The sequence below is a fragment of the Atlantibacter sp. MEI4A-1023 genome (assembly GCF_056155425.1).
Genome location: NZ_CM149568.1, coordinates 4,630,670 through 4,654,347, shown reverse-complemented (window position 1 = coordinate 4,654,347; position 23,678 = coordinate 4,630,670). Strand labels below are relative to the sequence as shown.

Here is a 23,678-nt window from a genome sequence, read left to right as displayed (position 1 = left end):
CCGTACTCTGTACCCTACACATAATTAAAAGGTCTGCTTTATGAACACCATCGTTAATGAAAGAGCAGTAGCTAAAAAACGAGGAAATAAGCGCTGGTTCGTTGTTTTCCTGTTATTAATTGGCGGTATTATTAACTACCTCGACCGTGCCAGCTTATCTATTGCTGCCCCGGACATGATGAAAGATCTTAATTTATCGAATACCGATATCGGTTTATTAGGATCGGTATTTGCGCTGATTTACGCCCTGTGCCAGCTGCCTGCGGGCTTCCTGGTTGACCGCTTTGGCCCGAAAAAGGTCTACGGTTGGGCGGTAGCGCTGTGGAGCGGCGCGACCATGCTGACCGGCGCGTGCAGCAATATGATGACGCTGATTTTTGCCCGCGGCATTCTCGGTATTACTGAAGCCCCATGCTGGCCGGGCGCGGCGAAGATCACCGCCTCCTGGTTCCCGAAAAGCGAGCGCGCGCTGGCGACCGGCTTCTGGGATGCGGCGTCTAAATGGGGCCCGGCGATTGCTCCGCCAATCCTGGTGGCAATTATTGTACCGTTCGGCTGGCGTTCACTGTTCTACATTGCCGGTGCCATTGGTTTAGTGTTCGTGGTGTTCTTTATCTTTGCTTACCATCAACCGGAAAAGCACCCGACTATTACCAAAGAGGAGCTGGACTATATTAAGGAAGGCGGCGGCGGTACGGCGGAGAAATTAACCGGCGAAGCGGAAAAAATTAGCTGGGGTGGTTTATTTAAATATCGCTGCATCTGGGGAATGATTTTAGGCTGGTTCTGCTATGTGTGGATGATGAATATTTTCACCACTTTCCTGCCGCTCTATTTAATGAAAACCCAGAACATTCAGTTTAAAGAATTAGGTATCTACGCCAGTATTCCTTATTTCGGCGGCATCGTCGGCGCTATTGTCGGTGGCTACGTATCGAAATGGCTGGTGGACAAAAGCATCATCAAAGAGTCATTAAAAGCCAAGCGCGTCACCATCAGTATTTCCGCGCTGTTAGCTGGCGTCGCCGTTATCGCGATACCGATGGTAGAGAGCCTGGCCGCGACCCTGACGCTGCTGGTTATCGCCATGGCGCTGTTGTCCGCGCTGTCCGCAACCGGTTGGGCATTGCCGGGCGATGTGGCACCGGCATCGATGGTGGCCTCAGTAGGCAGTATCCAGAACTTCGGCGGCTACTTTGCCGGTTCGTTATCACCGCTGGTCACCGGGCTTATCGCCGATGTCACGGGTTCATACGCCCTGGCATTCACCAGCGGCGGGATTATCGCGGCCTGTGCGGCGCTGTGTTACTGGTTCATCGTCAGAGAGCCGGTGACCGTAAAGGATTGATGTAATCAGGGAGGCGACTCCCTGATATTTCCCCAAGAGGTTATCCATGATTAAACATCGCGTGATTCGCGCTATTGAAGAAACCGGCATGATTGCCATTGTACGCGGCGTCGCGCCTGAAGGGATTTTGCCGCTGGCCCGCGCCCTGTATGACGGCGGTATCCGGGTCATTGAAGTGACCTGTAACTCCACCCGTCATCTGGAAAGCATCAGCGCCCTGAAACAGGAAATGAGCGACAAAATGTTTGTCGGCGCCGGTACGGTCATTAACCCGGTGATGGCGCAACTGGTACTGGACGCAGGCGCGGATTTTGTCCTGTCGCCTGACTTTAACCCGGACGTGGTTACTATGGTGCATGAGAAGCAGCGCCTGATGATCCCGGCGGTAATGACGCCATCAGAAATCCTTCAGGCCTGCCGTCTGGGCGTAGATTTGCTGAAGCTGTTTCCGGCTAACAGCTTGGGCGTGAACTATATGAAAGAAGTACAGGGACCGCTGGATAACCTGTCTCTGATCCCGGTGGGCGGCATCACGCTGGAAAACACCCGCGAGTTTGCCAAAGCCGGTGCGTTCGCGGTGGGCGTGGGCAGCGCGCTGACCAACAAAGAGTGGATAGCGCGCGGTGACTGGGATGCCATCACCCAACAGGCCAGGAGGTTTATCCAGACGTTCCATGAAGGCAAAAAGGCCTGACCTGACTGTGAAAAAGCCACAAATTTGTGGCTTTTTTATTGCACGTTGCCCAGGTGTGGCGGCTGTTTTCACTCCCGTTACCTCGCTATACTGCCCGCTATAACAATGACAGTGAGGTAAGCCCGTGTCGGAAAAGATAAATCGCTCGGTTGCCCGGGCGTTGGAGATGCTGGAATTAGTTGCGGCAAGTAAAGATGAACTGACGATCACTGAAATCAGCAAGCAGCTTGGCATCCCGAAGAGCACCACCTTTGATATCCTCTACACCCTGCTTGATAAAGGCTATCTGGAACAGGCCAATGAAAAGCAGAAGTCGTTCAAACTGGGCGTGAAGCTGTTTCAGACCGGCGCGTGTTACCTCGAACAGACTCCTTTCCAGAACGTGGCGCATTCGGTGCTGGAGAAACTCGCTGACGTGGCCGGAGAAACTGCCTTCCTGGCGTTGCTCAATAACGACGAACTGGTTTACTTCGATAAAGTCGAGAGCCCGAACTCGGTGCGGACTTCGGCGCGTATCGGCTCCAACAACCCGCTGTATTGCACCGGGCTTGGCAAAGCGATTTTAGCGACGCTGCCGGATGATGACGTCAAAGCCATTCTGTCGCGTACCGGTGGGTTAAAACCGATTACGCCGTATACCTGTACCGACGAAGCAAAGTTTTTCGCTATTCTCAACCAGGCGCGCCAGCAGGGTTACGCCATTGATGACCGCGAGCATAACGCGGAAGTATTCTGTCTGGCGGCCCCGGTTTATAACCTGCAGGGCAAAGTGTATGCGGCGATCAGCGTTGCCAGCCTGTATACCAAAATCAAGAACCAGCCGGAGAAAATCGCCGCGCTGGGTAAAATGATCGCCGATGCGGCGCTGGATCTGTCGCAGCGCATTGGTTACCGCGGCCCACGCCTGTACGCTGATTTTTAACGTTATTGTCGCCACGGTTATAGGGTGTAACCGTGGTCAGACTTCTTTGCTTTCGTTTTGAAGCCGTTACTATTCAACCCCCCATATTCCCGCTACAGTTAACTCTCCATGGCCCAAAAAGGAGAGCGTCATGCTTTATATGTTTGATTTAGGTAACGTCATCGTCGATATCGACTTTAACCGCGTGTTGGGCGTATGGAGTGATTACAGCCGCGTGCCGCTGGCTACGCTTCAGCAAAGTTTCACTATGGGCGAGCCGTTCGAGAAGCATGAGCGCGGTGAAATCAGCGATGAGGAATTCGCAAAATTATTGTGCGAATCCATGGAATTGTCGTTGAGCTACGAGCAGTTCGCGGCGGGATGGCAGGCAGTGTTTGTCGGTCTGCGCCCGGAAGTCATCGATATCATGCATAAGCTGCGCGAGCAGGGGCATCGCGTGGTGGTGCTGTCGAATACCAATCGCCTGCACACCACCTTCTGGCCGACCAACTACCCGGAAGTGCAGGCCGCTGCCGACCATGTCTATCTGTCGCAGGAATTGGGGTCACGCAAGCCCGAACCGGCTATTTATCAAAAAGTCCTCGAAGCGGAAGGATATCCGGCCAGTGACGCGGTCTTTTTCGACGATAACGCCGATAATATTAAAGGGGCACAGGCCGTGGGGATCACCAGCATTCATGTGACCGATAAATCCACGCTGCCGGACTATTTTGCGAAACAGCCATGTTAAGACGCGTTCGCCATCATGCAACCAAACACACCGCGCCTTTCTGGGCCTGGTGTAAGTTGCTGTGGGAGCGAATCGATCAGGACAATATGACCACCCTGGCGGGCAACCTGGCCTATGTGTCGTTGCTCTCGCTGGTGCCGTTCGTCGCGGTGGTGTTTGCGCTGTTTGCCGCGTTTCCGATGTTTTCCGACGTCAGTATTCAGTTGCGCCACTTTATCTTCGCCAATTTTATGCCCGCCACGGGCGACATTATTCAGCGCTATATCGAGCAGTTCGTTGCCAACTCCAGCAAGATGACGGCGGTAGGTGCCTGCGGGCTGATCGTCACGGCGCTGCTGTTGATGTACGCGGTGGACAGTGCCCTGAATACCATCTGGCGCAGCAAGCGGGTCCGGCCAAAAATTTATTCGTTCGCGGTTTACTGGATGATTTTAACCCTCGGGCCATTACTGGCGGGGGCCAGCCTGGCGATCAGCTCGTATCTGCTGTCGTTGCGCTGGGTTAGCGGGTTTGATTCGCTGATCGACAACGTGTTGCGCATCTTCCCGTTGCTGCTCTCCTGGCTGTCATTCTGGCTGCTTTACAGCATTGTACCGACCACCCGCGTGCCAGCCCGGGATGCGCTGGTGGGTTCGCTGGTGGCGGCGCTGCTTTTTGAGTTGGGTAAGAAAGGTTTCGCGCTGTATATCACCATGTTCCCTTCCTATCAGCTGATTTACGGCGTGCTTGCGGTGATCCCCATTTTGTTTGTTTGGGTGTACTGGACGTGGTGTATCGTCTTGCTTGGCGCGGAAATTACTGTCACTCTCGGGGACTACCGAGCGTTAAAATTAGCGGCAGAACAAGAATCCGAAGAAGAACCATGATTGCATTAATTCAACGCGTAACGCGTGCCAGCGTCGCCGTTAACGGTGACGTGACGGGTGAAATCGGCCCAGGACTTTTGGTGTTATTAGGTGTCGAAAAGGAAGACAACGCCCAGAAGGCGAACCGGCTGTGCGAACGGGTGCTGGGTTACCGCATTTTCAGCGATGAAAACGGCAAAATGAACCTCAACGTTCAACAGGCGGGCGGCAGCGTTCTGGTGGTATCGCAGTTTACCCTGGCGGCGGATACCAACAGCGGTATGCGCCCGAGCTTTTCCAACGGCGCGGCACCTGCTCTGGCGGAAGAACTGTACGAATATTTCGTCGAGCGTTGCCGCAACCTTGGCACAGAGACACAAACCGGGCGCTTTGCCGCAGATATGCAGGTGTCCCTGGTGAACGACGGCCCCGTCACGTTCTGGCTGCAAGTATGAGCCCGTTAACGGCGCGGCCCCTGGCAACAAGAGAGAGTCCATCTATGTATCATCTTCGCGTACCCCAAACGGAAGAAGAGCTGGAAAGCTACTATCAATTTCGCTGGGAAATGTTGCGTAAACCCCTGCATCAACCTAAAGGTTCCGAGCGCGACGGTTGGGATGCGCTGGCGCATCACCAAATGGTGGTGGATGAAAGCGGCAAACCGGTGGCCGTGGGCAGGCTGTATATCAATGCCGATAATGAAGCCTCCATCCGCTTTATGGCGGTCGACCCGAACGTGCAGGACAAAGGCCTGGGCACGCTGGTGGCGATGACACTGGAATCTGTCGCCCGTCAGGAAGGGGTGAAGCGCGTGACCTGTAGCGCCCGTGAAGACGCTGTGGAATTTTTCGCCAAGCTGGGCTTTGTGAATCAGGGCGAGATCACCACGCCGCAAACCACACCGCTGCGCCACTTTTTGATGATCAAACCTATCGTGCCGCTGGATGATATTTTGCATCGCGCCGACTGGTGCGGGCAGTTGCAGCAGGCCTGGTATCAGCATATTCCGCTCAGCGAGAAGATGGGCGTACGCATTCTGCAATATACCGGGCAGAAATTTGTTACCACCATGCCGGAGGCGGGGAATCAGAATCCGCACCATACGCTGTTCGCGGGAAGCCTGTTTTCCCTTGCCACGCTGACCGGCTGGGGGCTGATTTGGCTGATGCTGCGCGAGCGCCATCTCGGCGGCACCATCATTCTTGCCGATGCGCACATTCGTTATAGCGCGCCGATAACCGGCCGCCCCAGTGCGATTGCCGATCTGGGCTCGTTAAGTGGCGATCTGGACCGGCTGGCGCGCGGGCGTAAAGCTCGGGTGCAGTTGCAGGTGGAACTGATTGGCGACGATACGCTGGGCGCAGTGTTTGAAGGGACTTACATCGTGTTGCCTGCTAAGCCGTTCGGGCCGCTGGAAGAGGGTGGCAACGAAGAGGAGTAAACCCTTCACCGCCACTGGACGGTGAAGGTGCTGCGCTACTGAAAGGGGTTCGCCTGCGGCTGTTCTGTTGTCGAAGGCGCCTCTGGCGTTACAGGCGTACCCGCTACCACGCCCGCTTGCATGGTTTGCTGAATTTGCTGGCCGTTGGCGGCGTTGATAGTCAGGGTCGCGTTCACCGTGGGTTTTAACGGTCTATCCGCGTTAAGCTGGCCCCGGGCGCTGAGCCGCATATTAGCGTCCCCTTGTAACGGCACCTGCGGCCATCCCCAGTTTTCCAGAACGTTGGCCGGTACTGCCCGGCCATTCAGGCTTAAGGCGATTTGCCGCTCTGGTTGTTGCGCAATCGAGGCGGTGGCTTCCAGCATCCCTTTCCCGGCAAAGGCGCTCAGTTCGCTGATGGTAATGTTATTGCTGTTGGCATTAAGCGCGATAGATGGCCTGCGCACATCCACCCGGTTAAAAGTAGCGGCGGCAGCGTTCAGCGTGGCGTTACCGCTCCAGATCCCCCACTGGCGGTTGCGCGCCAGCTCCAGTAAATTGCCGTAGCCGTCCAGCGCCGTAAGCTGGAACGGGAAAGCGGGATCGATATCAATAATCAGGTTGCGGCTGGCGGAGAATTTGGTCACCGTCACGCGGTTCAGCCATTCCGGCAGCGGCGTCATCCACTGCTTTTTCCAGTCCTCTGGCAGGGTATATTCCAGCCCGGCAATCGCCACATCCGCCAGCGTTAGCCCTTTATCATTGCGCGTCCACTCGCCACGGGCGCGGATCATGCCGCCTTCCCAGCGTGACGTCAGCTGGCTGATTTCCACGCCTTTACTGGATAAATTCGCGTTGGCGATAGGGTCGAAGAAATGCAGGGAACCGTAGATAAATTCAGTGGCATCAAGGGACACTCTCCCTTCTTCACTCTGCCAGTCGTTATTGCTGAAGGTGATGTCCCGCAGTGTCATATCCAGATCGGTCACTGCCCAGTTTGGTCCTTCCAGGCGCGCGTTGGTGACGTCTACCCGGCCCAGTTTCAGCGACGGCAGGCTGGTGACGGGGTAGAGCAGGTCGACAAGGCTTTTATCGCTTTGCAGACGGATATCGCTCAGGCGCAGGTTATCCACCTGCCAGCCGCCATCGGCGTTACGGCGTGCGTTGCCGGTGAGCGAGCCGCGCGCCACGTCCGCGCCGAGGGTAGTGAAATTCACTTCGTCATTATCGATATCGCCCTGGATCAGCACATTGCTGACCGGAATGCCGTTTAACGTCAGTGAACCGGCGCTGAGTTCGATTCTGGCTTTGCTGCCCAGAATGCGTCCGGCTTCCGGCAGCCAGGGCGTCAGGCCCCCATTGACCCGCTGGGCGCTGAGGTTCCACGCGCTGTTCGGGCTGTTGAATGCCATGTCGCTGAGCTGTAAACGGTCGGCCTGGAAGGGGATCGAGGCAGTATCCTGGGAAATATTTAACGTGCCTTCTCGGAGGATAATGGCATCAACATGGAAAGGATCGGTGATTTGGCGGCTGCTCAGGCCAATATCTACGCTTTGCGCCACTAACGTCGCGGGCTGGCCGTTACGTCCAAAGGTCACGTTTTTCAGCAACACGTGCGAAGGTGATGAAAAGCGGTGATCCATCTCATCAAAAGTGATGTGGTAGTCGCTGTGCGCGTTGACCCAGTCGGTGATCCAGTCCGCGCCCCAGCGGGTCTGAAGCAAAATGTACAGCCCCAGGATCGCGACCAGAACGGCGACAAGCAGCGCAACGATGAGCTTTCCAAGAAATTTCATTGTCTTCAATCCGATGAATAGCCAATGAAGGAGTTATGCACGATTTATGGCGATTGCTCAAGGCAGAATGGATGCAGAGGAGTAAAAGCCCATCGTAGGATGGGCTTTACTTATTGTATTACAGACGCTCAAACTGAATTGTCAGTGCGCTTTTTACTGCGCCGGCGGTTGCAGTCTGGCCATTAAGTTTGACCATGGCTACGTTAAAGGTATTTACCCATGATTTAGCCAGCATCGTATCTTCATTAATCTTCAGGAGCTTTTTAGTTTCCGAGTCAAAAACGCCGATACCAATGCCTTTGGCAGCGCCAGTAGAAATCTCACTATTTGACAACACGGTACCGTCTGCATCATCTGCAATGCCCATAAATTTATAAGCCAGTTTGCCTTCATCGGCCATCTGCTTACAGGCCGCCGTGCTTGAATTAGCACCGATTGAAACATCAATGCTGGCGCCTGCTTTAAAATCTTCGCCCTGCTTGACAAGGTTTGAAACATCACCAAGTAGCGCGACTGCATTTTTACTGAGGTACATAGAGCATGACTGCGCAATGCTTTGCGTTACAGCTCCAGTAATGGAGAGTGTAGCGCCTACATCTTCAGCTTGCGCGTTACCTTGAGCGCCAGCTATTAAAGATAATGCTGAAAAAAACATCGGGAGCATTTTTTTCATGTTCAATTTCCTTATTTATATTTTGCATTAAAAATGCCCATTAACATGATGGGCATAACTTTGTTAAAGACGCTCGATATCGATAGTCAGTGAACCATGGACTAAACCCGCTACAGGGGTTTGGCCATTAAGTTGAACCATGCTCAGGCCAAAGCCAATGCCTTCAGGGAGCATGACATTATGGTTGTCGTTAACGTTTATTACTTCACCATTCGCATTATAAATCCCAATGCCGACACCCTGTGCCGCATCGCTTCCGGTATGTGTATTGGCCAGCACTGTGCCGTTGGCATCTGCGGTGCCTTTTAATTGAACGCCAATTTGATTGGTATCAATTTTGTCCATGCATTCTTTGTCGCCACTTACCTGAACGGTGAAAGCTGTCGCACTGGAGACAGATTGATTTTGTAGCGGCAGAGCATCGGCTTTTCCTGACAGGGTTATTGAACTGGTAGAAGGAAATACGGTACATGAGCTTTCTGCGCCTGCAGTGACGACGCCAGTAATAGCAAGTGTAGCGGATTGATCTTCCGCCTGAGCTGTACTTACAACGAAAAGTGTAGAGACAGCAAGCCCTAGTAATGTTTTATTCATATCAAACTATCCTTTAATTTTTCCTAATGATTGAAATAATTTAATAATATTCATCTTATTAATAAAAGTGTTGTTCTTCCATATTTATTGGTGATGCTTTAAAATTATTTATAAACTTTTTGCGATGTAAATTTTATAAGAATATTAAATAGTTGTCATGATTCAATAAATATTTATTTGTCCCATTCAATTGTTCTTTAATGAACTCGTAAATATAGAATATTACTATTTACGCAAAACGATACTTAGAGTTTTCAGGGCTGTGTCATTAATTGTGAAATAATATGATTACGCGTCTGCGCTCAGAACATACGCTATAAAAGTAGAATTTGGTTAGATTGCGTTTTAAAGCCCCGGTGTTTTCATGCCAAAAAAAGTAACTCGTCGGTTTTACAAGTGATTACTACCGTGTAACACATACTGATTAATTTTACGGAGATTGCTCAGGACAGAGTAAGTGAAGGGAGGCGGCGATGGCAATTCGATGCCATCACCGTTGAAAATTATGCTTTTTCCGGCGGGAAAATCAGATTCAGGATAATCGCCGTGATGCCGCCTGCGGCAATGCCGGAGGAGAGTAGGTTTTTCAGCCAGTCCGGGGCAAATTGCAAGATCAGCGGCTGTTGGGACACGCCCATACCTACCGCTAACGACAGCGCGATAATCATGATCGCGCGGCGGTTGAGCGGCTCGCGGGACACGATACGTACACCGGATGCCGCAATGGTGCCGAACATCACGATGGTTGCGCCGCCCAGTACCGGCTCAGGGATATGCTGTACAAAACCACTCACCGCCGGGAACAGGCCCAGCGCAATCAGCATCATCGCCACCACAAAACCCACGTAGCGGCTGGCCACGCCGGTCAGTTGGATTACACCGTTATTCTGGCCAAAGCAAGAGTTAGGGAAGGTATTGAACACGGCAGAAACAAAGGAATTCAGGCCATTCGCCAGCACGCCGCCTTTCAGGCGCTTCATATACAGCGGGCCGGAAACCGGCTGTTCAGAAACGTCAGAGGTCGCGGTGATATCGCCGATGGTTTCCAGCGAGGTCACCATAAAAATCAGCATCAGCGGGATCAGCAGGTTCCAGTCAATACTCAGGCCGTAATAGAGCGGCGTCGGAACCATAATCAGCGCGTCGTTGGTCGGTGCGGTGTTTTGCGGCAGCATATCCAGCGCCCAGGCGACGACGTAACCGACAGCCATGGCGATGACCAGCGAGGCAACGCGCAGATAGGGGTTACGCTGGCGGTTAAGCAGGATAATTACCGCCAGCACTACCCCTGCCAGGAACAGATTCATTGGCGCGCCGAAGGTTTTATCGCTCATCGCGGCATAACCGCCGCCAATAGAGGTTAAACCAACCTGAATCAGCGACAGGCCGATAATCATCACCACCACGCCGGAGACCAGCGGAGTAATAATGCGGCGCGCCAGGTGCAGTACCCGGGAGAGCAGCATTTCGGTGCAACTGGCCAGCATTAATGTGCCGAACAGCGCCGCCATCATAGTCGGGATATCCGCGCCGCCATTTTTCAGCGCCAGGCCACCCATAATCAGCGGAGAAACGAAGTTAAAGCTGGTGCCCTGAATAGACAGCAGACCAGAGCCCACTGGACCCCAGGCTTTAATCTGGATAAGGGATGCCACGCCGGAGGCGAACAGCGACATGCTGATGATGTGCTGGGTGTCCTGCGCCGGTAGGCCGAGCGCCTGGCAAATTAACAGCGCGGGCGTGATGACCGCAACAAACATCGCCAGTAAATGCTGGCCAGCGGCGAACAGAGTTTGCGGTAGCGGTGGGCGATCTTCAAGGCGGTAAATCAATTCACTGTTTTGAGTCTGCGCAATCGGTTGCGCATCTTGTGACTCTACGGCGTTAACAGACATCAGAGGCAGTCCCACGGTGGAAAAGCGGGCATTTTATCGGACTGAAGGGTAAAAGCAAACGGTTGCTAACGAAAAGTCTTTGGCGAAACGCCCATCGAAAGATGGGCGTGGAGATTACAGACGTTCGATATCGATAGTAACGTAGGAATTAATATTACCACTCACTGCCTGGCTACCTGTCAGGCGCACCATCTGCAGGCCAAAAGTGGTGTCTTTTTTGACGGTCAGTAAGCCGGTATTCACTGCCACCGGTTTGTTGTCGCCATCAAACATGCCAATTGCTACGCCTTTCGCGGCGCTATCGTCGGTTAACAGGTTTGCAAGCGCGGTTCCGTCACCTTCATCCGCAACGCCAGAAAATCTGAAGGCCATTTTTCCTTCGTCAACCAGGGTTGTGCATTTTGGATCCCCGTTTACAGAGAGGTGAACAATATAAGGTGACGTCGCATTGTCGCCCTGATTAATTAAGTTTTCGGGTAGTTCCAGTAAAGAGACGGAAGTCTCGCTGGATTGTACTGAGCAGACGGTACCCGCTGGTTTGACGGTGCCATCAATTGCCACGGTCGCGGAATTATCTTGCGCCATTGCTGACCCTGTAATAAGCAGAGCGGACATGGCCAGACCTAAAACTGTTTTTTTCATAACGCTAAATCCTTTCAGATTCCAGGTAAAACGAACGTTGAATTACAGCCGTTCGATTTGCACCGTGAGGTTTGTCTGGATATTCCCTGCTGTCGCCACCTGGTTATTCAACTGAACCAGTGAAAAATAGAGCGGGAAAGAGGCCGTCGACGTGGTAGCTTTGCCATCCTGGCTGGCGCCCGGAAAATGCGCAATGGTGACATTCGGCGCAATGATATTGTTAAACATATCGGAAAGCTGCACACCGATCCCCTGAGCGGCGGAACTGCTGGTGTCCGTATTCGCCAGGGAAGTCCCCTGGCTATCATCTGTTGTGCCCAGGAATTTCAGACCAATATTTTTATAGCCTTCGTTGGCATCGCAATTTTCACCACCAAGTTGGACATAGATATGATCGTCTGCGCTTTGCTTATTTATTTGTGATCCCTGAGCAGGTAAATATCGGTCTTCATGCGACAGGTTAAGCAAATATTTACTCATCAGGACGGTACAGCCGCTTTTTGTATTTTCCAGGCGGGCATAAATTGTCATACCCTGCCCGTGGCTGATGATATCTTCAGCCATCGCTGTATTGGTGATGGTCATTAAAGCGCTACTGACCATAAACGCTAGTGCTAATTTTTTCATTGCGTTCTCTCTTTATAGATAATTGATTTATTCCTGTTACCAAAAAGCACGCCCTATTTTCACAGGGCATGCCAACGAGTGACTCAACGATAATTCATCGTTGAGTGGATTCATTTTGGTAATTAATAAGCTGGAATTATCAATTCAATTACAGACGCACCACATCCAGGGTCAATGAACTGTGGACATTACCTGCAACCACCGTTTCTCCACCCAGCGCGACCAACTGCAGTCCAAAGGAGCCCACCGCCGTGGATGGGATAATCTCAGCCACATTCACCGGAAGCGGTGAATTTGTCGTGCCATCATAAACTCCAATAGCAACACCTTTTGCGCCTGCTTCGCTGACATCGGCATTAGCCAGCACATCGGTATAAGCACTGTCTGTTGTACCATGTAACTGGATAGCAACTTTACCTACGCAAGCATTGTTACCATCTGTAGTGCTGCTGCCAATGGAGAAGGGAACATTGGTCGGGTTAGTTGCCACCTGCCCCGGGGTGATCATCTCTCCGACTTTACCCGTCAGAGAGACAGATGCCTGGGTATAAACGGTACATTCAACCGCATCGGCAGTTACCGTACCAGAAATATCCAGCGTTGCGGAATGGTCAGTGGCCTGTGCTGCGCCAATGGAAAACAAGCCAGACAGCGCTAAACCAAGTAATGTTTTTTTCATTTTCAATATCCTTTTGTTTATTCGTAGAATACGAATGCGTGAAATTACAGACGTTCAATCTGTACGGTCAGAGAACCGTTAATAGAACCGGCTTTCGCGGTCTGATTATTCAGTTTCACTACACCAAGCAGAAGCTGTGAAACATTTGAATCAGGTTTAGCGAGCATGGTGTCCTGGTTAACCTTTACGATATTGCCTTCGAGATCGTAAAGCGCGATACCCACGCCGGTTGCGCCATCAACGCCCGCATTGTTTGCCAGTGAAGTCCCGTCACCGCTGTCAGCGATGCCCAGGAATTTATAGGCAATTTTCTGCTCACGCGCGTTATCTGAGCATTCCTGATCGCCAGACAGGCTAATTTCTACAGTCTGGATACTGGCATTACTCAGGCCATTGGCGCCTTGTGCAGTCAGGCTGTCAACGTTATCACTCACATTGACAGTCGGCTTACTCAGGTTAACCATGCAGGCGTATTGATGAGTGACAGAACCGGTCACAGTTAGTGTTGCGGATACATCGTTAGGGCTGACTTCTGCCTGAGCGGCGCCAACCATAACCAGTGTTGAAATCGCTAATCCCAAAAATGACTTTTTCATAATTTAATCCCTAATGTTTTATGAATGAAATAGGTGAAAAATATTCACGAAAGTGAACATCCTTCCCTATTTCCTGGTTAAAGATAATTAATACGCAAAGTGATCTGCGCTTTAACTTTTCCAGTGGAAATTTTTCCCTGTGTTCTGGCATAACGCACGCTAAGAGGCAGGCTATATCCGCTTTGTTGTGGCAATGAAATATCCATAGGCAAACCGGGAACCATCACGTTTTGGTTATAGAGCATTTCTATTCCTACTCCGCTGGCGGGATTATCTTCAGACACATTTTTAAATATTGATGGGCTTTGTGGATCATTGGTGCCTTCAATATTAATGCTGGCTTTTTGGGTGTTCAGGCATAACAAATTTACGCTGACGGGGTGCGCAGCGGCATTACCGCGATTTTCCAGAACCGAGGAATCTACCGGCGGCAGATCGATCTGCGGATTTGGTACCTGGATCGTGCAGTGCGCTTTCGGGGTTAACACTGTCATCGCCAGGTTCACGACCAGAGAATTGTCATTGAGTGCCAGCAGTGACGGTAAATTAATGTTCACCGTGCCGCTCTGGACAATGCCGGTTTTGATCGCTTCAAGGCGTAGTTTGATATCGTCCGTCGAGACCACGGCTTTAGATAAATCCGACATCGGCTCGTTAAACGGCAGCACCCACTCTTTTCTGGGCTGGCCGGGTTTATCAAAAATAACCGTTATCCGCAGGCCCAGGCCGGGCAGTTCGGTAGCAAACACGCCCGATCCCTGTTGCGAGGCGGCGATGCGCCCACTTAACATCTTGTGGATTTTCTCAAGGCACGTGCCAGTGAGGTTGTGGTGAGAACCAGTCAGTTGCGCCAGCGACGCCTCTTTTTTATACAGAACTGTGCCTGTCGCCACATTGGCGGTGCGTAACGGCAACTGTACGGTAAGGGGCACGGTAAGGTTTTGGGCATCAGAATGCCGCGCTTTGCAGTCGCCCGGCTCTGCAGCAAAAGCGGCGGCGTTAAGCGCAAGCGCCAAAAGTAGAGCTGTGGTCAGAATAAAGAATTTGTTCATGGCATCATCACTGGCAATTCACTGAAAGCAACGCGAGGGGTAGCGTGGTATCGCTCGCCGGGATAACAAAGGGCGCAGCGCACTGCTGCTTTTCACCCCAGTCAAATGTCACCGTTCCTTTTTCCGGGGCGGCATTGAGGTAAACCTGCCCCTGGTCGCCAATGTAATAAGTGGCGTCGTTGCCTTCGATGCGGGCGCGGGCACCAAATGGCAAGAAATCACCGTTGTGTTTAACGGTCAGGACCATTTTATGGCCGGTGATCGCGGTAAATTGCGCCAGCACGACGGCGTCTTTGGTTGGTACGACCTGTGTCGCGGTACTGGTGAAATCGACCTGTTTACTGGTTTGCGTGTCAACACGTAGAGGATTGCGGTGATAGGCGCGTAAATCCGGTGCAATGGCATATCCGCGTGAATCCGTGATGGTGTGTTGACCCGAGTCCAGCACCACATCCGGCGCGCCGGGAATAGCAACCAGCGCCTGGCTGCCGCTCGAATAGCGACCCGCAGTAATGCCATGACGATGGGCAATAATGTTGCCCGACGCATTCCATGAGAGGTATTGGTTGTCCCCGGTGTACCAGGTCGCATCAATGTCGCCGTAGCGACCCTGGTAGTTCAGCCCGGCGGAGCCGCTTTTCGTATCATCTTGCCCATTCTGATGCGCATAAGAGACCTGAGTATTCCAGGTGAGATCCTGACGATCGCCGACTCGTCCGGTGATCCCGACCTGCTGGGAAACGTCGTCCTTCAGCCCTGACATGGTGGTCATATTCACCATCGGTTGTGCGTTCGGGAACATTTCGCTGAACGGGATAGATAAGGTTAGGGCAAGCTGTTTATCCCATTCCGCCGCACCATTATCGCGCGTCATACTGTAAGCCAGTGAGAAACTGGCCGATCGCCATGCGCCATTCCAACCCAGTTGCCACATCCGTGATACCGAACTGTCGGCATTTTCGCTTCGGCTTACCGTGGCGAAAAAACTGTGCTCGCTGGTGAGCGACTGGTTGATGGTCATGTTGTATTCACGCCGTTTGGTGGAGTCATCAAACAGCTCGCGTGATTCTGCCCAGTCATTGAACGACAGATAGTCATTCAGGTAATAGCGGCTATCGATCTGAATTTGCGTGTCGGTTTCCGGAATGCTGTTGCGGTAGGTCAGACGCAGCATTTCACCACTGTTTTCCTGGGATCCGCGACGGCGGCTGTTACTACGCGTGACATCCAGCGCAATCCCCCCGGCGCGTTGCAAATCAAATCCGAGGCCCAGACTGTATGCCTGGTAGCGTTCATGATACTGGCTGCCGCCATAGAGCGTGGTATTCAGCGGCAAACCCCATGACAGCGTGGCCTGCACTATGTCGGGATCTTTCTCCACGGCGTTGTCGCCAGAGAGATAGCGCCCGGCCACAAGGTTGTATTTTATCTGCCCGGTACGCAGCAACTGCGGCACATTGGAGTAAGAGATAGTGCTGTGTGACTCTGAACCGTCAGCTTCAGTGATGGTCACATCCAGCTTTCCGCCGTTAGAAACCGAAGACAGATCGCTTATCACGAACGGGCCCGGCGGAACGGATCGCTGATAAATAACATTGCCGTTTTCTCTCACGGTGACCCGGGCGTTACTTTTGGCGATACCGCGAATCAACGGGGCAAAACCCGTTAACTGATCCGGGATCATGTCATCATCGGAACTGAGCTGCGCACCCCGTACCATCACGCTATCAAAAACATCGCTGGGCGTGCTGGCATCGCCGAGGGTAAGCTCGCCTTTCAGGCTGCGAACGGCGGTTTCGACATAGTTGGTGATGTTCTTCCACCCTTCTTCTTTACTCACCGTCGAGTTGTTGCGGTAACGCCAACGCCCCAGATTGAGCCCATTGGTTAAGTTGGCGTAAATCGAGTCTGTTGTGTCGCCATGGTGCGTGATGTACTGCTGCCCGGAGAGCTGATACATGCTGATTAACGCTGGGATACCGTCATCCCACTCTTCAACAGGAACGCCAGTCAGGGTTTCGTCGCGCAATACGGTTTGGGGTAGCGAGATATCCAACTGCAGCTTTGAGAAATCAAAGTTGCTCTTTGAACCGGGCACCTGTTCTTCGATGGGCAAGCAGGTATTTTTGAGCGCGTTGTCTTCTGCTTTTGCATTAAGTTTGCTCATATCCACCCCCAGTTTCTGATAGTCCTGATAAGAAAGGCAGGCGACTAATTGCTTCTTGTTGTCTGCCTCAAACCGGACATCACTCACCATCACGCTCTGGTCATTTACATTGACATGAACCCGATAGGTCCCTGCTGGCTGAAATCCCTGACTGAGCGCACGGGTGTCAGCGATTGCCGCATTACCGTTAACCGCTTGCAAAAGGCCGGGGTCAAAGTATTCGCCCGCCAACGCGGTTTGGACGCATGCCGCCGTCACGGCCAAAGACGTTAGCCATGTTTTTGTTGGACTACCCATAGCGCCCTGTTAATTAGTCAAGGCGTTGGGTAAACGTGTTGGACGTCGTGCCAAAATCATTAATGGCATTCCATTCAACATTTGCTCCGCTTGTTGGCGTATGTTTAAACCGGTATGACTTGTTACCGAAAGGGGGGATAACCGTGTTGTTATCCACCACGGAAACAGGAACCGATTCTTTATCAGAAACGATGCTGCTCAATACCAGATAAAACGGTGAATCGTTTTTTGCCGTTAGGGTATTGCCAGAGCGTGTCCAGTGAAGGTTTTTAATCGCCTCACCGGGCTCGCCTTTTAGGCCCGTTGGGCGATAGAAAAATTTGATACGGTTATTAATCGCCAGCACCATGCGGCTTTCAACTTTTGATTCTTCATCGTTCAGACCCGGCACGCCCTTAACATCCAGCCAGAATAAACTTTCACGATCGGTCGGGAGTCCTTTTCCTAAATAAACGACACGGATAACGTTGTCACTCTTCGGGGCCAGGCGAAATAACGGCGGCGTTACGACAAAAGGCAGATTTTTTTTAACGGTGCTGTCGCCGTCATCAAGCCATGACTGAATAAGATAAGCGCGTTCTTCATCGCTGTGTACAGTTACTGACGCATCACCGTCTTTCTCGTTATAAATTAAACGATCGGCATTCAGCATTAATGCTGCATGTGACATCCCAGATAGAAAAGTGGTAGCGAGGAGCGTTGATAAAAGTAACTTTTTCATTTTTAAATCCAATAAACACCGGAGGAAAGCCCGTTGCTTTAAAAGTAACGGGCAAAGCAACAACAAAAAAGAAGATTAAAGGCGCTCGATCTGTACCGTAATCGATGAATGTACAAGCCCTGGTGCAGGCGTACTGTTGTTCATTTTCACCATGCCAGCGGAAAATAAATATTGCTGGTTCAATGCGATTACCGTGCTGGTGTTCGGTGAAATTACCGAACCATTAGCACCGTATACGCCAATGCCGATACCCTGTGCAGCTGCGCTACCGGTTACCGAGTTGGTAAAGGTGTTACCTTGCTCGGCATCGGCGATACCGATAAACTTAAGCGCCAGATCGGAGCCCGTTTTGCTCAGGCAGCCATCACCGACCAGTCTTGCGACATTGGTTGTAGCAAAATCGGCTTCGTAATGGCCCTGCGTGGGCAGAGTGCTAATATCATGGCGGCCTAAATCCATCGTGCTTCTGTCGAGTTCAACAGTGCAGTTGGCATTACTATGTATATCTCCGGTAATCGCAAGGGTTGCAGATAAATCATTATCCGTCGCGAGGGCGGCGCCGGACAGAAATAATCCGCTTGCAGCGATAACTAATCCTATTTTTTTCATTACACTATCCCTTAGTTAAATTATGCTGTACATGTTGCAGCTATTATTAATCCCTGCTTGCAGAAATTAATAATTTTTAACCCCTGACGATTGTCTTTTTGTTTTTTACCAGAGGTTTAAATCATACGTGATTATCAGGTGCTGGTGAAAATGCTGTCAATCACCCGGCGGATAGCAAAGACGATTTATCTGCGTAATTAATTGACCAAGCCCATAAATTAAAATTCATATACTTAACTTCTTCTGCGTTTAAAGAACTCATTGCGTGGTGATGCAAAAAAAACAGTTCACATAAGAACAGATTCAATTGCTTAGGTGAATTTTCATTGAATTAATATTATATGGTTATATGGATGGTGGCGTTAATGAAGGATGGTTTTATGAGTGAAAGAAATAGATTAAATATCACTTAAAAGTGTAATTGATTATTAAGCATTAGAGTATTTTTCTGTTTCTGGCATCCAGCGTTCAATTAGCGCTGCCGCTTGTTCAGGGTAGCGGTCGTGAATATGGCGCGCAATACGCTGAACTTCTGGTATCAGCGCCTGGTCGCGCAACAGATCCGCGACTCTGAATTCCGCGTTGCCGGTTTGGCGCGTACCTAACAATTCGCCCGGCCCACGAATTTCTAAATCTTTTTGCGCAATGACAAAACCGTCATTGCTGTCGCGCAACACTTGCAATCGCAGCTGCGCTGTTTTTGACAGCGGAGATTTATAGAGCAGCACGCAATGAGAGGCAATTGCACCACGCCCGACGCGGCCCCGAAGCTGGTGAAGCTGCGCAAGGCCGAGACGTTCTGGATTTTCGATAATCATCAGGCTGGCATTGGGGACATCAACGCCGACTTCAATCACCGTCGTCGCCACCAGCAGATGGAGTTCACCCTGTTTAAACGCCTGCATGATACTTTGTTTTTCCTGCGGCTTCATGCGACCGTGTACCAGGCCAACCTTTAATTCTGGCAGCGCGATTTTCAGCTCTTCCCATGTGGCTTCGGCAGCCTGCGCTTCAAGCAGATCGGACTCCTCAATCAGCGTACAAACCCAGTAGGCCTGGCGTCCTTCGTTAATACAGGCGTTACGCACCCGTTCAATAATGTCGGCGCGTCGTGTGTCGGCAATCGCCACGGTAGTCACTGGCGTACGCCCGGGGGGGAGTTCGTCAATGACGGACGTATCTAGATCGGCGTAGGCAGTCATCGCCAGGGTCCGTGGGATCGGCGTGGCGGTCATAATCAACTGGTGAGGATGAAAGCCCTGCTGTTCACCCTTTTCCCACAGCGCTAACCGTTGATGGACGCCAAAGCGATGTTGTTCGTCGATAATTACCAGCGCCAGGCCGTTAAACTGTACGTGCTCCTGGAAAATCGCATGGGTGCCAACCACCATTTGCACCTGGCCGCTGGCGATTGCTTCCTGCTGCGCAATCCGCGCTTTGCCTTTTTGTTTGCCAGCCAGCCAGCCGACCTTAATTCCCAGCGGCTCAAACCAGGCGGTAAAATTGTTGGCGTGCTGTTCGGCAAGCAATTCCGTTGGGGCCATCATCGCCACCTGTTTGCCGTTAGCGATAGCGCGTAGCGCGGCAAGCGCGGCAACCAGCGTTTTACCGGACCCTACATCCCCTTGTACCAGGCGCATCATTGGGAAATCCAGCGCCATATCATGCTCAATTTCCGCGACCACGCGCTGCTGCGCGCCAGTCGGGCTAAAGGGCAGGGCGGCGAGTAATTGCTGTTTCAGTTTATCGTTAGCGGTTAGCGGCTGCGCATGATAACGCTGCGCGCCAGCCCGCAATGCCAGCATACTCAGGTTATGAGACAGCAATTCTTCCAGGATCAGACGGTGCTGTGCGGGATGTTTACCGCTTTCCAGATCGGCTAACTGCATTGAGGGTGGTGGACGATGCAGCGTACGCAACGCTTCTGGCAGGCTCATCATGCCCTGAGCAAGTTCTGGAGGAAGGAGTTCAGCGATGGCACAGGTATCCAGCAACTCCAGTGCCTGATCGGTAAGTTTGCGCAGCGTTGCCTGTTTCACGCCTTCGGTCGTGGGATAAACCGGAGTGAGCGTTTCCTGTAACGCCGGCGCGCTCTGGTCGCCCTGAATGCGGTACTCAGGGTGGATCATCTCTGCACCGTATTTCCCGCGCTTCGCTTCTCCATAGGCCAGCACGCGGCGTCCGGTCGCCAGGCTGTTTTTCATCGCGGCGTTAAAGTTGAAAAACCGCATCGTCAGGATGCCAGTACCATCACTAATCTGACAGGTCATCATGCGACGCCCGCCAAAAGTGATATTGCTGTTCAGGACTTCGCCTTCCACCGTGGCGTAAATGCCTGGCAGAAGCTCGCCGATAGGGTAAAGCTGGGTGCGATCTTCATAGCGCAGGGGGAGATGAAGCAGCAGGTCTTGCACAGTATGCAAGCCGATCTTTGCCAGCTTGCTGCTTTGGCTTGCCCCTACGCCCGTCAGAGCGCTAAGCGGCACGGCGTCGAGCAAGCGGCCTTTCATTTACGCCAGGTCCTTGATAACGCGATGGGCGGGTTTACTACCTGCCTGCATGGTCGTCCACCATGCCTCATCGGCCTCAATCTCACCGAACTCATTCACGCGCGGATAAGGCAGCCCCTTGCGTTTAGCGACTCTCGCCAGCACAGGGTAACCGCCTTCGAACAGCAATCGCTGTTGCTCTTCATCGGCAAGCATACTGTTTTTACGCTGGTACATCCCGGCGTTCTGACGCTGGCGCTGGGCTTCGTAGAGGATTAACGCGCTGGCGACCGATACGTTCAGAGATTGCACCATCCCGATCATCGGAATGATGATGTCCTGATCCGCCAGTTCCAGCGCCTGCTGTGTGATGCCGGTTTTTTCCTGGCCCATCAGAATGCAGGTTGGCCGGGTATAGTCAATTTCGCGGAAATCGACTGCTTTGTCAGACAGATGGGTGGCAAGAATTTGCATGCCGCGGCCTTTTAACTGGCTAACGGCATCCTGAATGGTGCGATGCGTTTTCACTTCGACCCAGCTATTGCTGCCCGCTGCGGAAGAAGCCATGGTGCTCATACGGCTACCCGGCCATACCGCATGGACTTCATGCACGCCGACGGCATCGGCAGTACGAATAATCGCAGAAACGTTATGGGGCTTATGGACCTGCTCCATGCAGACCGTCAGGTCAGGCTGGCGCCTGGCGAGCATCTCCCGGATACGCGCATAACGCTGTGGATTCATAAGGTTAGTTTCGGTTACGGGTGACTTTTATCACATCGGGCATGACGCGGATCTTACGCATAATATTCGCCAGCTGGACGCGGTCACGCGCCGTCAGGCGGATAAATGCGCTGTAAACGCGCCCGTCTTTCTCTTCAGTGTTCAAACTTTGAATATTTGAACCGGCGGTGTTAATCGCCGCAGTGAGATTCGCCAGTGCGCCCTGATGATTGAACATATCGACCTTAATTTCGGTGATAAATTCCTGCTCGGTCTCTTTATCCCATTCCACCGCCATAAACTTCTCGGGCTCTTTTTGATAGCCACGGATATTACGGCAGGATTCGTGATGAATAACCAGGCCCTTGCCAGGACTGACGTGAGCGACAATCGGGTCGCCTGGAATTGGGCGGCAGCACTTAGCAAAGGTGATCAGAACGCCGTCCGCGCCTTTGATCGGTAGTGTGCTATGACCAGATGCGGCAGGCTGCGGTGCGGATGACGCATCGCCCTGGAACAGGTTTTTAGCGACAACAACGCTCATCGCATTGCCAAGACCGATTTCCGCCAGCAGATCGTCGAGCGTTGCCAGCTTCATACGTTCAAGCTCGCGCTGAATATTTTCCGGCGGGATTTCCGCCAGTTTTTTACTTCCACCCAGGGCGTGATTTAGCAGTCGGCGACCCAGGCTGACAGAGTCATCGCGCTTGAGGTTTTTCAACATCTGGCGAATTTTGGCGCGTGCTTTAGAGCTCACCACGAAGTTCAGCCAGGCGGCGTTAGGACGGGCACCCGGCGCGGTAATGATTTCTACGGTCTGGCCGCTGGACAGCGACTGCGACAGCGGATAAGGCTGGCGGTCGACACGCGCGCCGACGCAGGCATGGCCGATGTCGGTATGCACCGCATAGGCGAAATCCACCGGCGTAGCGCCAGCCGGTAATTCGACAATGCGCCCTTCCGGGGTGAAAACGTAAATCTCATCCGGGAACAGATCGGATTTTACGCTCTCGATAAATTCAAACGAACTGCCCGCGCTCTGCTGGAGTTCCAGTAGGCTTTGCATCCAGCGCTGGGCGCGGATTTGCGCGGTGGTGCTGCTTTCGCCGTGCTCTTTATAAGCCCAGTGTGCCGCGACCCCCATTTCTGCCATCTGATCCATATCCTCGGTGCGAATCTGCACTTCGACCGGCACGCCGTGCGGGCCAATCATTGAGGTATGAAGCGACTGATAGCCGTTCGCTTTAGGAATGGCGATATAATCTTTGACGCGGCCCGGACGCGGTTTATACAGACTGTGCATCTGGCCCAGTACGCGATAACAGGTGTCCATATCATGAACAATCACGCGGAAGGCGTAGATATCCATGATGGAGTGGAAACGCTGCTCTTTCAGCACCATTTTGCAGTAAATGGAATACAGGTGTTTTTCGCGACCGCTCACGCGGCAGGGGATACCTGCTTCCTGTAAGCGCCCGTCTATTTCCGCGAGGATTTTCTGGATCATCTCCTTACGGTTGCCGCGTGCAGCTTTCACCACTTCTTTAATCACGCGATAACGGTTCGGATAGAGCGCTTCAAAACCCAGTTCTTCCAGCTCGGTTTTCAGATGATGAATACCAAGACGGTGGGCTAGCGGGCTATAAATTTCCAGGGTTTCACGGGCGATGCGGCGGCGTTTATCCGGACGTAATGAGCCCAGCGTGCGCATATTGTGGGTACGGTCAGCGAGTTTGATGAGAATGACGCGGATATCCTGCACCATCGCCATAATCATCTTGCGAAAGTTTTCGGCCTGCGCCTCTTTCTTATCGCGGAACTTCAGCTTGTCAAGCTTTGACACCCCTTCGACCAGTTCAGCAACGCTTTTGCCAAACAGTTGCTCCATATCCTGGTAAGTCGCAGGGGTATCTTCAATCACATCATGCAGAAGCGCGGCCATCAGCGTTTCGTAGTCGAGTTTCATCTCGGCCAGAATACAGGCGACGGCGACTGGATGAGTGATATAGGGTTCACCGCTTGAACGTGTTTGACCCTCGTGGGCATCACGCGCAACAAGGTATGCCTGCTGCAGACGTTTGATTTGGTCTGGTGGCAGGTAGTGTTGAATCAGTTGATTCAGGCTTTCAAACAGATACAAGGGCGACCCGACAGGTTAA

At 52.3% G+C, this 23,678-nt stretch carries 22 protein-coding genes; 7 read left to right on the top strand and 15 right to left on the bottom strand.

Going from position 1 to position 23,678, the window contains the following annotated elements:
* Nucleotides 1-40 precede the first annotated feature (40 nt).
* The 7 genes from ACVV26_RS22075 (at nt 41) to fabY (ending at nt 5,980) form a co-directional block, all read left to right on the top strand.
* The gene (locus ACVV26_RS22075; RefSeq protein ID WP_474799363.1) at nt 41-1,348 is read left to right on the top strand and encodes an MFS transporter; all 1,308 of its coding nucleotides are present in this window, start codon (nt 41-43) and stop codon (nt 1,346-1,348) included.
* A 46-nt stretch (nt 1,349-1,394) separates the two neighbouring features.
* Nucleotides 1,395-2,042 carry a bifunctional 4-hydroxy-2-oxoglutarate aldolase/2-dehydro-3-deoxy-phosphogluconate aldolase gene (locus ACVV26_RS22070; protein ID WP_312983317.1) on the top strand — a complete coding sequence of 216 codons (648 nt, stop codon included), beginning with the start codon at nt 1,395-1,397 and terminating at the stop codon, nt 2,040-2,042.
* A gap of 166 nt (nt 2,043-2,208) precedes the next feature.
* A complete protein-coding gene (locus tag ACVV26_RS22065; protein ID WP_474799362.1) occupies nt 2,209-2,964 on the top strand; it encodes an IclR family transcriptional regulator in 756 nt (251 codons plus the stop codon).
* Nucleotides 2,965-3,094: 130 nt separating this feature from the next.
* Nucleotides 3,095-3,694, top strand: coding sequence for a glucose-1-phosphatase (gene yihX, locus ACVV26_RS22060; RefSeq protein ID WP_312983313.1), 600 nt, complete (start codon nt 3,095-3,097; stop codon nt 3,692-3,694).
* Nucleotides 3,688-4,560: a virulence factor BrkB family protein gene (locus ACVV26_RS22055; protein ID WP_312983311.1), complete on the top strand. Its 873-nt coding sequence runs from the start codon at nt 3,688-3,690 to the stop codon at nt 4,558-4,560. Before yihX ends, ACVV26_RS22055 begins: the two co-directional genes overlap by 7 nt.
* Complete coding sequence (dtd, locus tag ACVV26_RS22050; RefSeq protein ID WP_474799361.1) at nt 4,557-4,994, top strand: D-aminoacyl-tRNA deacylase; 438 nt, start codon at nt 4,557-4,559, stop codon at nt 4,992-4,994. Before ACVV26_RS22055 ends, dtd begins: the two co-directional genes overlap by 4 nt.
* Nucleotides 4,995-5,038: 44 nt before the next feature.
* Nucleotides 5,039-5,980, top strand: coding sequence for a fatty acid biosynthesis protein FabY (gene fabY / locus ACVV26_RS22045; RefSeq protein ID WP_474799360.1), 942 nt, complete (start codon nt 5,039-5,041; stop codon nt 5,978-5,980).
* Nucleotides 5,981-6,015: 35 nt separating this feature from the next.
* Here the strand turns inward: fabY and ACVV26_RS22040 are convergent, their stop codons facing one another.
* The 15 genes from ACVV26_RS22040 to spoT form a co-directional block, all read right to left on the bottom strand.
* On the bottom strand, nt 6,016-7,755 hold the full coding sequence (locus ACVV26_RS22040) for an AsmA family protein (RefSeq protein ID WP_474799359.1): 1,740 nt from the start codon (nt 7,753-7,755) through the stop codon (nt 6,016-6,018).
* A 118-nt stretch (nt 7,756-7,873) separates the two neighbouring features.
* Nucleotides 7,874-8,428, bottom strand: coding sequence for a fimbrial protein (locus ACVV26_RS22035; protein ID WP_474799358.1), 555 nt, complete (start codon nt 8,426-8,428; stop codon nt 7,874-7,876).
* Nucleotides 8,429-8,491: 63 nt separating this feature from the next.
* Nucleotides 8,492-9,022: a fimbrial protein gene (locus tag ACVV26_RS22030; protein ID WP_474799357.1), complete on the bottom strand. Its 531-nt coding sequence runs from the start codon at nt 9,020-9,022 to the stop codon at nt 8,492-8,494.
* A gap of 503 nt (nt 9,023-9,525) precedes the next feature.
* Nucleotides 9,526-10,917 (bottom strand): nucleobase:cation symporter-2 family protein, encoded by a 1,392-nt coding sequence (locus ACVV26_RS22025; RefSeq protein WP_151602980.1) that lies wholly within the window; start codon nt 10,915-10,917, stop codon nt 9,526-9,528.
* A gap of 114 nt (nt 10,918-11,031) precedes the next feature.
* Nucleotides 11,032-11,559 carry a fimbrial protein gene (locus ACVV26_RS22020; RefSeq protein WP_474799355.1) on the bottom strand — a complete coding sequence of 176 codons (528 nt, stop codon included), beginning with the start codon at nt 11,557-11,559 and terminating at the stop codon, nt 11,032-11,034.
* A 42-nt stretch (nt 11,560-11,601) separates the two neighbouring features.
* Nucleotides 11,602-12,186: a fimbrial protein gene (locus ACVV26_RS22015; protein ID WP_474799354.1), complete on the bottom strand. Its 585-nt coding sequence runs from the start codon at nt 12,184-12,186 to the stop codon at nt 11,602-11,604.
* 148 nt (nt 12,187-12,334) lie between these two features.
* On the bottom strand, nt 12,335-12,865 hold the full coding sequence (locus tag ACVV26_RS22010) for a fimbrial protein (RefSeq protein ID WP_474799353.1): 531 nt from the start codon (nt 12,863-12,865) through the stop codon (nt 12,335-12,337).
* Nucleotides 12,866-12,909: 44 nt separating this feature from the next.
* Nucleotides 12,910-13,461 carry a fimbrial protein gene (locus ACVV26_RS22005; RefSeq protein ID WP_474799352.1) on the bottom strand — a complete coding sequence of 184 codons (552 nt, stop codon included), beginning with the start codon at nt 13,459-13,461 and terminating at the stop codon, nt 12,910-12,912.
* Nucleotides 13,462-13,538: 77 nt separating this feature from the next.
* Complete coding sequence (locus ACVV26_RS22000; RefSeq protein ID WP_474799351.1) at nt 13,539-14,513, bottom strand: fimbrial protein; 975 nt, start codon at nt 14,511-14,513, stop codon at nt 13,539-13,541.
* 7 nt (nt 14,514-14,520) lie between these two features.
* Nucleotides 14,521-16,977, bottom strand: a complete 2,457-nt coding sequence (locus ACVV26_RS21995; RefSeq protein WP_474799349.1) for a fimbria/pilus outer membrane usher protein — start codon at nt 16,975-16,977, stop codon at nt 14,521-14,523.
* Nucleotides 16,978-16,990: 13 nt separating this feature from the next.
* A complete protein-coding gene (locus ACVV26_RS21990; protein ID WP_474799347.1) occupies nt 16,991-17,698 on the bottom strand; it encodes a fimbrial biogenesis chaperone in 708 nt (235 codons plus the stop codon).
* 75 nt (nt 17,699-17,773) lie between these two features.
* Nucleotides 17,774-18,307: a fimbrial protein gene (locus ACVV26_RS21985; protein WP_474799346.1), complete on the bottom strand. Its 534-nt coding sequence runs from the start codon at nt 18,305-18,307 to the stop codon at nt 17,774-17,776.
* A 428-nt stretch (nt 18,308-18,735) separates the two neighbouring features.
* A complete protein-coding gene (gene recG, locus ACVV26_RS21980; RefSeq protein ID WP_474799344.1) occupies nt 18,736-20,817 on the bottom strand; it encodes an ATP-dependent DNA helicase RecG in 2,082 nt (693 codons plus the stop codon).
* On the bottom strand, nt 20,818-21,540 hold the full coding sequence (gene trmH, locus ACVV26_RS21975) for a tRNA (guanosine(18)-2'-O)-methyltransferase TrmH (protein WP_474799343.1): 723 nt from the start codon (nt 21,538-21,540) through the stop codon (nt 20,818-20,820). It abuts the gene before it with no gap.
* Between the two features lie 4 nt (nt 21,541-21,544).
* Nucleotides 21,545-23,659 carry a bifunctional GTP diphosphokinase/guanosine-3',5'-bis pyrophosphate 3'-pyrophosphohydrolase gene (gene spoT / locus ACVV26_RS21970; RefSeq protein ID WP_312983278.1) on the bottom strand — a complete coding sequence of 705 codons (2,115 nt, stop codon included), beginning with the start codon at nt 23,657-23,659 and terminating at the stop codon, nt 21,545-21,547.
* Nucleotides 23,660-23,678: the final 19 nt, after the last annotated feature.